Below are 11,945 nucleotides of genomic sequence, written 5' to 3'. Positions count from 1 at the left end.
GTTAAAAGTTATTTTACTCAAGTAAAACTTATCATTTGAACGACAAATTATTGGCACTCAATAGCATAATTCTTTGAGCGACTTTTTCAGCAAGCCCTATCTAAATAATTTAGAGCATTCTGGTAACGCTCTAAAGCAACTTGAAAGGGTGTCGGCACAGGTGCAGGAGAATTCATATTATACAATCCTAAAAGTTTAGTTTCTTTCACTGTTTGAGGGTAAAAAATAATCCAGCAAAACTGGCTGATGATACTAAATCCTGTTTAAAAAGTATAGGAAAGTGGGAAGATGGGGAGATGGGGCAAAAAACCAAAGGAATTAGGAACCATAGGTCCCTAATTCCTGTAGTATATGCCATTGTATCTAACGGGCTTGGAGAGACTCGAACTCCCGACCTTGTGGTCCGTAGCCACACGCTCTAATCCACTAAGCTACAAGCCCTTGTTTTTCTCAACAGTAAACTACTATAGCACAGGTTCATTCAATGACGCAAGAGGGTAAAGAAAAATTATCTCATCTCGACAGCCAAGGCGAAGCCCAGATGGTGGATGTATCGGAGAAAATGCCCACTAAACGCACTGCTATCGCCCTAGGACAAGTGAGAATGCTAAAAACGACTTTTGAAGCCATAGAACAGGGAAATGCGCCTAAAGGTGACGTTTTAGGGACGGCCAGACTAGCAGGAATTATGGCGGCCAAACAAACTTCCTGTTTAATTCCCCTTTGCCATCCCTTACCCCTGCAAAAAATCAATGTTCAGATTATCCCGAAAGCAGAGTTACCCGGCTACGAAATTCGGGCAGAAGTGGTGACAAAATCGGAAACTGGGGTAGAAATGGAAGCTTTAACGGCAGTATCTGTGGCAGCCTTGACTTTATACGATATGGCCAAAGCGTTAGAAAAATCAATCCTGATTGAAAATATCCGTCTGCTGAGTAAAACAGGAGGAAAATCAGATTATCACAAGGATTCCCTGTTGCGATGAAAACCCGGGTGCATCTCACATTTGCAGAAATACCGACAATCAGCAATTATCAGTGACTCTTAAATGATGACAAATGTGTCAGCAGCTGCCTGTAAGCATCCCACCGAAAAACTAATGCGCTCCGGGGTTTGGGGGGTTCTACCCCCCAAAGGCTTGGATTGAGTGATAAAATCGGAAGTAATGACCGATTTTAGCCGAGAGTGTCCCCGTAAAAATCCCAACTTGGTAGATTTACAAACATGAGATGCAGCCTGAAAAACCTAAGTAACCCCTTCTAATTTTTCATCGGTCAATTGATATAATTCCTGTAATTTCTCTAATTTGTCGGGGTCTGCTTGCCAAAAACCGCGACCCTGTGCTTCTAACATTCTACCGACAATATTACGGAAAGCTTCGGGATTAGCTTGACGCAATTTTTCCGCCATTTCTGTATCAAAAGCGTAGGTATCGGCTGCCTGATCATACACCCAATCGTCACTAAAATTAGCCGTACCGCCCCAACCAATTAAAGCGGTCATTCTTTGGGAGATTTCGTAGGCCCCACCGGAACCTTGATTAACCATGGCATTGGCCCATTTAGGATTGAGTAATTTACTGCGGTATTCTAAGCGCAAAACCTCCTCTAATTTGCGGGGAGTTGTATCATTGGAAAAACTCTCGACAAAACTTGTCATTACCCGTTTACCGCTTTGTTTTTCTGCGGCTAATTTTAATCCTCCCGTGTTGCCGTAGTATTCCTGAATATCGGTTAAACCGTATTCTACCGAGTCAATTTCTTGGATAATACTTTCACTGGTTTTTAATAACTGTTGTAGCACTTCTGGTCGCGCTTGTCCCTTATCTTGACGACCATAACTAAAAACATTACGCTTTTCCCAAGTTTTCGCTAATTCGTTGTCATTGTCCCAATTTCCCTCCACTACTTGGTCATTAACTAAAGAGCCAAAATCCCCAGCAGGATTGGAAAATAAACGAGCGCTGGCATTGTCAATTCCTTGACTTTTTAAGGCTAAATAGTGCTTACGGATATAATTATCATTTTCCGATTCTTCTATCTCGGCTGCCCGCTGCATTAAATCATCCAATAACTCGATAATATTGATAAAAGTATCCCGAAAAATTCCCGATAAATTAGCCAGAATATCGATGCGCGGGTGTCCAATTTCCCCTAGAGGTTTTAATTCATACCTGACAATTCTTCCTGTTCCCTCTTTCACCGGTTCCGCACCGACTAATTCTAAGAGAATACCCAAGGACTCACCCTTAGTTTTAATCACATCTAATCCCCAGAGTAAAACCGCTACAGTTTCGGGATATTTTCCTTTTTCGGTTAAGTTTTGTTCTAGCAGTTTTTTGGCGATTTCTCGTCCGCGCGTGTAGGCTGCTGGGGAAGGCATCCGGTAGGGGTCTAAAGCGTGTATATTGCGTCCTGTGGGCAAAACTCCCGCACCATCCCGGAGTAAATCACCCCCCGGTGCTGGGGGTACATATTCCCCATTTAATCCCCGCAAAAGATTAGTTAATTCTTCGCTATTTTGTCCTAATAAATTTTTAATAGCAATGCCTTCTTTAAGCTTTTCATTGGTTGCTTCTTCAGCGATAATTTGCTGAAATTCTCGCTCAGATAAATCGGTAAAATAAGCATCAAGATAACCTTTTAATTCTTCCTGATTGGGAGCAGTTCCTAGGGTGTGTAAACCTGAAGAAAATAGTCTTTGTTCAACGATTTGTAGGTAATTATACACCTTGACAAAATAATCGGTTAGTGCATAGCGACTAAATAATTTGGCATTTTCTAAAGTGAATTCTATTCCCTGTTTTTCGGCTTCCAGAAAAGGACAATCTTTAGAGATACCTGTATCAATAATTTTTTGGAGGATACTATCTCTTAAAGCGTAATTTTTCTCAGGATTTTCTCGAAATTCTGCAATCAAATCTCGCAGAATCATCAATTCTTTATATAATCCCGCTCGTCCGTAGGGTGGCACATTATGGGAAATTAACACCCCATAACCGCGACGTTTAGCTAGGATAGATTCCGAGGGATTATTAGCGGCATAAATATATAAATTCGGTAAATCTCCTAATAAAATATCTGACCAAGAATAACCAGTATTTCCTAGGGGTGAACCGGGCAGCCATTCGACAGTTCCGTGCATACCAAAATGAATGATCGCATCGGTCTTAAAATCTTTCTGTAACCACTGATAAAAGGCTGCATACTGAGGGTGAGGAGTTAAATCTTTTTCAAACATTAACCGCATCGGATCCCCAGCAATTCCTAAAGGTGGCTGGACTCCAATCCAGATATTACCTAACTCAATTCCCCCTAAATGATACTGGTTGCCAACAGTTTTTATTCCCGCATCTTTCAGAGATTTCCAGTGTTTTTCAATGCGAGAGGTTAATAGATAACCTAGCCAATTTTCTAAAGTTTCTATCGATAAACGATTGTGTTTAGAGAGATTTTCATCATCGGCAAATTTAACTTTTTGAATAATTTCTTCCCCGTCTTCGGGAATCGTTCCCACATTATAACCCTGCGCTTGTAAAGCTTGTAAAAACTTAACTAAACTCCGGGGAACATTTAATAAAGCTGCCGTACCAACTGCCCCATAACCAGGGGGAAATCCATAGAGAATGATGGCTATTTTGCGTTCTTGCGGAGGGGTTTTATGTAACTTAATCCAACTGTTTAAACGTCCAGTTAAACGCTGTAATCTTTCGGGGATTAAATAGATAGTTTCCCCCACTAATCCCCCCAGAGGAATCGTATCAATTGCTCCATCTAATTCCGGTAAAGCGTATAGAACCACACTCTGTAAACCACCGATTCCCTGTCTTGTCCAAGAATAAATATCTTGAATCAATAAAGGGGCAGCGATAAGATAAGGAATATTTTTAGCGGACAGAATTCGTTTAGCCACTTCTACCTGTCTTCCTGCTTCCATAGAACCCGCAGGACCCCCCACCAAAGGAAAGCCAATCGTCGAGACAATTGCATCTACTGTCACCGCATCTTCACTTAAAGAAGGAGTTTCAATGATTCCTTTTTTTCTTTGCTGAATTTCGTAGTCTGTGGTTAACCAATCCCGAACAATTGTATGGCCTTCTACTCCGTTAATAAACACGGGTAGGGGAATTAAATTAGCCGTTTCAAAATGACGGATTAATTGATTAATATAGGGCAATTTACTGATAACGTGCTTCCGATAAAGCAGCAGTGCAACCACTGGTTTATCAAGAGATTTATTTTTTTTATACCAAGCTAAATATTCTTGGGGAGTGAGAAAATAACCCTGATAATCGGGGTGTAATAGTCCCTTATTGGGAGTTTCGATAACTTCGGGTATTTCCCGTACTTTTAATCCTAGATATTTTTGGGCAATTACCCAACACATAGCGGCAACATTTTCCGTTCCTCCCGCATTCCAATAACCGTAAATAATTAACCAATTACGCAAATCTTGAACTTTTTTAGCGGGAATAAATTTCAGTAGTTTCGGACCGGTTTTGAGGAAACTGAGATAACCGGCTAACTTATCTTCTTCCTTGCCACTGGAAAATTTACTCAAGATAAATTGAATTGGTTTTGGCATTCCTTTTGGTTTATCCCCGATGGCAAATTCTCCCAAACGGGTTAAACTCATTAACTCTAAAGCAGACTCAAAAACTAAGCGAATCGGAATCTGTGCTGCTCGTTGCCGCAGCCAAGTAACTTGATCGTAATCGAAGATCAAACTAGCAAAAAAAACGTCGGCAGTGGCTAAAGCTTGCTCGACTATTTCCGGTTCGCTAGTCAAGGATTTATCGCTAAATACTTTTACCTCTAAATCGGGACATTTAGAACTAGCCAACAGGCCCGATTGCCGATACAAATTCCTGTTAAAGGTTTCAAAGCCAACAATTAAAACAATGCTTTTCATAAGAATATATTATAGTTCTTGCATAATTAATTTTTGAGAGTTGAAAAATGACCAAAATAGGCATGAAATCGCATAAAACCCCCAAGGGGAGCATTTAATTGATTAATGCTCATTCTTAATTCTCCTGACGACCGACTACTGGCTCCTTACTGGGTGCATCTCACATTTGCAGAAATACCGACAATCAGCAATTATCAGTGACTCTTAAATGATGACAAATGTGTCAGCAGCTGCCTGTAAGCATCTCACCGAAAAGCTAATGCGCTCCGGGGTTTGGGGGGTAGAACCCCCCAAAGGCTTGGATTGAGTGATAAAATCGGAAGTAATGCCCGATTTTAGCCGAGAGTGTCCCCGTAAAAATCCCAACTTGGTAGATTTGCAAAAATGAGATGCACCCTTCCTTACTCCTCACCTAACGGAAGATTTTTGATTTTTGCAAGAGGTCTATTTTTAGACCAATCAGGGTGCGTTATCCTGCTTGAAAACACCCCCTGAAACGATGATAACGACAAACTAATAATAACTGCCGGATTTGCGATGATGGATAGCGGTTAAACCCTGGTGTAAAACCTTGCCTTTTTCTGCGATCGCATAAAGCAGCCAATGATCACCGCACTCCATTCGTTGTTCTACCCGACATTCCAGATAAGCGAGCGCTTCGGCCAGAATCGGCCCACCGTTCTCAGCTTTAGTGGTTTCGATATGAGCAAAACGATCCTCTCCGGGGGCAAAAGGTTTAAGAAAATGCTTCATTAAAGCCAAATGTTGACCTTCTTGGAGGATATTAAGGACAAAAGGCGTACCGCTATAAAGCAGAGACTCGATCGCTCGTTCTTTCGCCACGGCAATAGTCAATCCGGGGGGGGTGAACGTCGCTTGCGACACCCAAGAGGCTAACATGGCGCCGCGCAATTCCCCCAATTCGCAGGTGACGATACAGAGAGAACCCACCAAACGTCCCAGGGACTGCGATCGCCGATCGCTTTGGGATTGGTTAACATTAGTTTTCGGTTGTCTGCTTTTGCGAGCTTTTTTGACTGCTTGAGCGAAATCGGTTCCCGCTTCCTCACAGGTCTTTAAAATTGCCTCCGTCGGCTTAAATTTAACCCGAATTGGCTCAAAACCGAAGCGATAACCGCCATCCCGGAATTTACTTTCCAAAAGATCGATCGCTTCACCACTCCAACCGTAGGAGCCAAAAACCCCCACCAGCTTGCTTTTATCGCCATTTGCCAGGGTAATCCCCAAGGCGGTTTGGATGGGAGTCGGTGCGTGTCCTCCCAAAGTGGGGGAACCAAAGATAAAACCGACACTTTTTTCGATCGCCGTTTTGATCTCGTCTGGTTCGGCGAACTCGGCATTAATCGCCGTGACTGCTACTGCCGCTTTCGTGATCCCCATGGCGATCGCTTGAGCGAGGGTGGCGGTGTTGCCGTAGGCACTAGCATAAATCAGGGCAATTGTCAACTCTTGGGACTTTTGTACTGCTAACCATTGTTGATAGGAAAGGGTCAATTCGTGCATCCCGTAACGCACCAGAGGACCGTGACCAACGGCATAAAATAAGGGCGATTTAGCGGCTAATTTCTCCAAAGCGTTGCTAATTTGGCTGGCATAGGGAGCCATGAGACAATCGAAATAGTAACGCCGATCTTCGTTATAAACGCTCCAACCCTCATCAAAAATTTGGTCGCCACAAACGTGCGCCCCGAATAATTTATCGGTGTAGAGAATATCAGTTTTGCTGTCGTAGGTACAGAGTTGATCGGGAAATCTGGGGTTAGGAGTGGGGATAAATTCTAATTGATGGTTTGCTCCTAAATTTAATATTTCTTCCCCCTTGACAACGAACAGATTTAATGCTTCGGTTTCGAGAATTTTTTTCAGGGAAATTGCCCCCGGATTAGAACAAACAAAAGTGACTTGAGGAGCGATTTCTAAAAGTGCCTTGAGGGTGACGGCACGATTGGGGTTAACGTGACCGAGGATAATATAATCAATCGTTTTCGGATTGATTCTTTTAGTTAAAGCCTCTAAAAATATAGCCGAGAATGATTCCCCTGGTGGATCGAAAAGAGCGACCTTTTCACTTTTAATCAGATAACTATTGGCAGTGGTTCCCTTTTGTAATCCGTATTCGATCTCGAATTTTAACCGGTCCCAAGTGCGGGAACGAAAGACAAAAGTATCGGCGGCGATCGGTGCTACTTGTACATCTCTCGGTTTGACAATTGCATTATTCATAATTTTAGTTACCAGTTATCAGTTAAGTAGTCAAGTAGTTAAGCGGCAACTTGAGGCTGTCATCATTTTTTACTTGGCAAGTTTGGCATCAAAGTCAACACTTGATTTTTGACTAAATACAGCCTTTTATCGCTAGGGACGAGTGGGGAAATTTATAGGTTATCTTGCCAGCCGGAAGGACATCAATATCTAAAGTACACTATCTCTGGGAAGAAACCTAGCTTCTAGCAATTTGCTCGCGGGTAACGATACTCCTCTGGGGGGATTTGCCAGTCTATTGAGAAATTCTAAAGGGAACGTGATCCCCAGAAGCGAGGTGCTAGTCTGAGGAAAACCCTGCTCTCTCCCTATCAGGCAAAGTTTTTATGAGCTATCAGCACTCGTCTTTTGACTGCACTAGCGCCAATTTTGAGAAAGCCGCTTTGACTCATTTTCGCGCTCTTGTGGCTTTTTTACCGGATAATTGCCGTGTTTACCGACAAACCTGGGAATTCTCTACGGTTCTCTGTCTCGATTGTCTAGCTTGTTTGGAGGGACTAGCAATCACCCGTCAAAATTTCGCCCATCTAGTTAGGGTGACACAAGAACTCGGTTTAGGTCAAGCAATCATTTTGAAAGTAGGCAATAAAATCGTCGAGTGGCATCGTTTAAGCTAAAATCTCAATTTTCGACCATCTCAACAGTCTAGAAAAAAATCGGCTCTCTGTGTTCTTCGTGTCTCTGTGGTTTATAACTACCTCTTGCCTGTCCTAACCAAGAAGTTAATTTTGTCCTAAGTAGGGAGGCACAATTATTTGTAGGATGGGTTAGCGGTAGCGTAACCCATGCGGGCGTTGGGTTTCATACTTCAACCCAACCTACGTTCATCTTATATTTAATTCCACCCACCTACTTATCTAAAACCGTTTAAGTTTAGAACAGGCCCCGATAATTTGACCAAGGCTAATACCACCATCATTAGTGGGAACAGTTTGCTGCCAGTAGGGTTGAAATCCCGAAGCTTGTAAGCGATTAATTGTTCTTTCCGTCAGATAACGATTTTGAAAACAGCCTCCCGTCAGGAGAATTTTTTCTCTGCCTATTTTGTGAGCAATTTCTACAATAATCTCACTTAAACTATTATGAAATTTAGCGGCAATTATGCCGATTTGTCCTTGTTTTTCTAAATCCTCAACAACTCCTAAAATTATCTGATTCCAATCAATAACTATGGGGGAGTCGGCGGACAAAGAAAAATTATAATATTCCTCCGTTTTAATGTCCTCAAGGGCAAATTCTAATTGCATTGCTGCTTGTCCCTCAAAACTTAATTGATAACATAAACCTAGAATCGCCGCCACACCATCAAACAAACGCCCGACACTAGAAGTTAAAGGACAATTAATTTTTTTGGTTAACATTTGCCTAAAAATAGACCATTCCTGTTCACTAAAAGCTGATTTTATCCTATCAGTATTTTCCATCACTTCTAGTAATCCTAAAGCCACTCGTCTGGGTTCTTTAACCGCTTTTTCTCCTCCCGGTAATAGCCAGGGTTTAAAATGGGCGACTCGCTGCCAAGAATCGGCAGTGATATGGATAAACTCTCCCCCCCAAATTGTGCCGTCTAAACCGTATCCTGTTCCATCCCAAGCAACCCCTAAAACCGGAGGTTGTAGCTGATGTTCTGCCATGCAGGATAAAACGTGAGCGTAATGGTGTTGAATGGGAATAACGGGTAAATTTAAGCTATAAGCGTACTTGGTTGCTAGATATTCAGGATGGGCATCACAGGCAATAATTTCTGGTGCAAACTCGTATAATTTTTTTAAACTATCGAGAATATTTTCAAAGTGATTGACAGCATTAACCGTATCTAAATCGCCGATATGTTGACTGATAAAAACTTGATTTTTTTGGTAGATAGCCACGGTATTTTTAAAATAACTTCCCACGGCCAGAATCGGAGGAAAATCTCCCTCATTAACTTTAACGGGAAAGGGAGCATATCCCCGTGCTCGCCGCAAAATCATCGCTTTTCCCGCCATTTCCCTGATAATAGAGTCATCCACCGGTCGAAGGATGGGACGATTATGAACTAGAAATAAATCGGCGATAGTTCCCAATTTTTCTAAAGCTTCTTTTTCCTCAATACAGATAGGTTCATCGGCTAGATTACCACTGGTTGCTACAATAGGAAAGCCTAATTCTGCTAATAAAAGATGATGTAGGGGAGTATAGGGTAACATGACTCCTAGATAGGGATTACCCGGAGAAACGGCAGCAGAAAGATAATTTTTTCGCTGTTTAATCAGGACAATTGCCGATGCAGGAGACTTCAATAATTGCGATTCTAAAAAAGATACATAACCGTGGTTTTTCACTAACTCAAGATTAGGATACATCACGGCAAAAGGCTTATCCGGTCGCTGTTTACGTTGTCGCAATTTTTGCACTGCTTCCGTATTTCTTGCATCGACGACTAGGTGAAATCCTCCTAATCCTTTGATCGCCATAATTTTTCCCTGTTCAATTGCTCTAGCAGTAGCGATTAAAGCTTGATCTTTTTCCGCTAATACACATCCTTGACTATCTAAAAGACTAATTTGGGGTCCGCAACTAGGACAGGCATTCGGTTGGGCATGAAAACGGCGATCCAGAGGGTTTTCGTATTCCCTTTGACATTCGGGACACTGATTAAAACCCCTCATAGTTGTGGCACTGCGATCATAGGGTAAACTCTCGATAATACTGTAGCGAGGACCGCAGTTAGTGCAGTTAGTAAAAGGATAGCGATAACGACGATTATTGGGGTCAAAAATATCGGCTAAACAATCGGGACAAGTGGCTAAATCGGGCAGAACAATTGTATTTTTTTCACCGCCGCTACTGTGACGTATGCTAAAGTTTTGATAACCGATGGGATTTAACCATTGAGTCTCAATATTTTCAATTAGCGATCGAGGTGGTTTTTCTAAAGATAATCGAGTCAAAAAAGTTTCTAGTTTGTCTTGATCGCCCTCAACTTCAATAAAAACTCCCGCTGCTGTATTATTCACCCAACCCGTTAGGTTTAATTCCGTTGCTAATCGATAAACAAAAGGACGAAAACCGACTCCTTGTACTGCTCCGCGCACAATTAAAGCTAATCGCTGCTCGGATTGATTGATCTGATTATTCATAAAAATTTAACGGGGAAATCATCAAATTCATCCCTGATTACTTTTCCCGTTATACTAAACTTTCACTAATCACCCGACAGCATTCTTCCACACTGGCCCTTTTTTCCATAGCTATCACTAAAGCTTGATAGGCAGTCTGTTGTTTTTCTAAAAGAGTTTTTGCCTGTAATAAACTCCAGCGCTCTTTTTGGGCATAATTATTCTCGGAAACCCCCGCTAATTTTAAGGCCGATTGCAGATAAAATCGATCGCTTTCTCCCCCTGCCGCTTTACCATAAACTAAGGTTTCGGCAGCAATTCCCGCCATCCACACCGTAGAAATTCGCTCTAAAAAAGCAGGAAAATCAGTAAAGTTCTTGACTTTTTGCTCTAAATCTGCTAGGTCAAATTGAACACCGCCGACTCCCTCCTGGCCTTGACGAAAGGCTTCCCAAGCGGTCAAACTATAACTGGCGATCGGAATGCCCAAAATATAAGCGGTGAGAAAATGTCCGGCTTCGTGGTAAATAACTCTTTGACGGTGTTTACTAGGAGAAAGAGCATCCAGTAGTAAAGTCACGCCCCGGTTATTAAAGGTGAGAGTATCAACGGTAACTAATCCCAAGAGGCTAAGAGTAGCTAAAGCGGGGACAAAAGGCGAAATAGACAGCAAAGGGGTGACAAATACGGAAAGAGTGATCGAAAAAACGGTAATCGCGATCAGATTTAAAGCTGTCTGTTCCATAAAAATTGATAAAAATATACAAATGCTTAATACTATGTTACATTCCTTAGTTTTATTTTCCCCGAATTAACCAACCAATTACCCCACCCACAACAGCAGTCACAATCGATATACCGATCTGTTTCCAGTTTTTTACCTCCCCAATTTTTTCAGCTAAATCGGGAATTTTTCCCACGGATGCCTCGATGAGTTGCACTCTTTCATTTAAACCCGTGATTTTTGCGTCTAAAGTCCTGATTTCTCCCTTAATTTCCGTCTGTCCTATCTCTAGGACTTGAATTTCTCTTTTGATCTCTCCGATGCTATTCTCGATCGCTTTTTGTCCATTCTCCAAAGAGGTTAAACGAGTTTCGATCGCTTTTTGTCCACTCTCCAGAGAAGTTAAACGAGTTTCGATCGCTTTTTGTCCATTGATAATCAGATTTTCTAACCTTTTTAGGTCATTTTCCGTAAAAGCCGTCATCAGCTAAACTCCTAATAGATTAATTTTTTCTCGTCTTGAGATTAAATCGATTGTTGACTAATTTAATTATGGAGTCAAAATCAAGCTGTTACCCATTGATAGTTCTAGGTTCGACGCGGCAATAGGGATTTAGGGTGATCGGGAAATTTCCGCTAAATCCCCCATCTCCCCACTTCCCCTTTCCCATAAATAAATATTATTGTTTTCCTGTATGGATAACTTTTATTGATGAATATTGATCGCACTATCCAAGAGGCAATAGGGATTTAGGGTGATAGGCAAATTTCCCCCACTTCCCCAATTCCCCACTTCCCCTTTACCATAAATAAACATTATTGTTTTCCTGTATGGATAACTTTTATTGATGAACATCGATCGCACTATGCAAGAGGCAATAAGTATTTAGGGTGATAGGGAAATTTCCGCTAAATCCCCCACTTCC

Annotated in this window: 7 protein-coding genes and 1 tRNA gene; 2 read left to right on the top strand and 6 right to left on the bottom strand. The window is 41.8% G+C overall.

The annotated features are described in order from the left end of the window. Nucleotides 1–367 precede the first annotated feature (367 nt). A tRNA-Arg gene (locus tag IM477_RS20295) sits at nt 368–441 on the bottom strand. 43 nt (nt 442–484) lie between these two features. Here IM477_RS20295 and moaC point away from each other — a divergent pair. Further along, the gene (gene moaC / locus IM477_RS20290; RefSeq protein WP_079206075.1) at nt 485–985 is read left to right on the top strand and encodes a cyclic pyranopterin monophosphate synthase MoaC; all 501 of its coding nucleotides are present in this window, start codon (nt 485–487) and stop codon (nt 983–985) included. A 260-nt stretch (nt 986–1,245) separates the two neighbouring features. On the opposite strand, the gene bchH is transcribed toward moaC, so the two are convergent. Beyond that, nucleotides 1,246–4,911, bottom strand: coding sequence for a magnesium chelatase subunit H (bchH, locus tag IM477_RS20285; RefSeq protein ID WP_287733247.1), 3,666 nt, complete (start codon nt 4,909–4,911; stop codon nt 1,246–1,248). Between the two features lie 513 nt (nt 4,912–5,424). Next, a complete protein-coding gene (locus tag IM477_RS20280) occupies nt 5,425–7,155 on the bottom strand; it encodes a diflavin flavoprotein (protein WP_287733246.1) in 1,731 nt (576 codons plus the stop codon). Nucleotides 7,156–7,520: 365 nt separating this feature from the next. Between IM477_RS20280 and IM477_RS20275 the strand changes: the two genes are divergently transcribed. After that, complete coding sequence (locus IM477_RS20275; protein WP_287733245.1) at nt 7,521–7,811, top strand: hypothetical protein; 291 nt, start codon at nt 7,521–7,523, stop codon at nt 7,809–7,811. 240 nt (nt 7,812–8,051) lie between these two features. Here the strand turns inward: IM477_RS20275 and hypF are convergent, their stop codons facing one another. The 3 genes from hypF to IM477_RS20260 are packed head-to-tail and all read right to left on the bottom strand — an operon-like array spanning nt 8,052 to nt 11,503. Beyond that, entirely contained in the window at nt 8,052–10,316 is a 2,265-nt protein-coding gene (gene hypF / locus IM477_RS20270; RefSeq protein ID WP_287733244.1) for a carbamoyltransferase HypF, read from the bottom strand. 49 nt (nt 10,317–10,365) lie between these two features. Beyond that, a complete protein-coding gene (locus tag IM477_RS20265; RefSeq protein ID WP_287733243.1) occupies nt 10,366–11,040 on the bottom strand; it encodes an ATP-dependent Zn protease in 675 nt (224 codons plus the stop codon). A gap of 52 nt (nt 11,041–11,092) precedes the next feature. Then, nucleotides 11,093–11,503 carry a coiled-coil domain-containing protein gene (locus IM477_RS20260; RefSeq protein WP_149985491.1) on the bottom strand — a complete coding sequence of 137 codons (411 nt, stop codon included), beginning with the start codon at nt 11,501–11,503 and terminating at the stop codon, nt 11,093–11,095. Between the last annotated feature and the right edge of the window lie 442 nt (nt 11,504–11,945).

The sequence above is a fragment of the Microcystis sp. M090S1 genome, assembly GCF_020246295.1.
GTDB lineage: Bacteria > Cyanobacteriota > Cyanobacteriia > Cyanobacteriales > Microcystaceae > Microcystis > Microcystis aeruginosa.
The sequence above is the reverse complement of the archived record's forward strand: the minus strand, read 5'-3'. Positions and strand labels throughout refer to the sequence as shown.

What these genes read in the sequence shown, in the direction of transcription:
- hypF (WP_287733244.1), bottom strand. Translation starts at nt 10,316, where the DNA reads ATGAATAATCAGATCAATCAATCCGAGCAGCGATTAGCTTTAATTGTG.
- moaC (WP_079206075.1), top strand. Translation starts at nt 485, where the DNA reads ATGACGCAAGAGGGTAAAGAAAAATTATCTCATCTCGACAGCCAAGGC.
- IM477_RS20280 (WP_287733246.1), bottom strand. Translation starts at nt 7,155, where the DNA reads ATGAATAATGCAATTGTCAAACCGAGAGATGTACAAGTAGCACCGATC.
- IM477_RS20275 (WP_287733245.1), top strand. Translation starts at nt 7,521, where the DNA reads ATGAGCTATCAGCACTCGTCTTTTGACTGCACTAGCGCCAATTTTGAG.
- IM477_RS20265 (WP_287733243.1), bottom strand. Translation starts at nt 11,040, where the DNA reads ATGGAACAGACAGCTTTAAATCTGATCGCGATTACCGTTTTTTCGATC.
- IM477_RS20260 (WP_149985491.1), bottom strand. Translation starts at nt 11,503, where the DNA reads ATGACGGCTTTTACGGAAAATGACCTAAAAAGGTTAGAAAATCTGATT.
- bchH (WP_287733247.1), bottom strand. Translation starts at nt 4,911, where the DNA reads ATGAAAAGCATTGTTTTAATTGTTGGCTTTGAAACCTTTAACAGGAAT.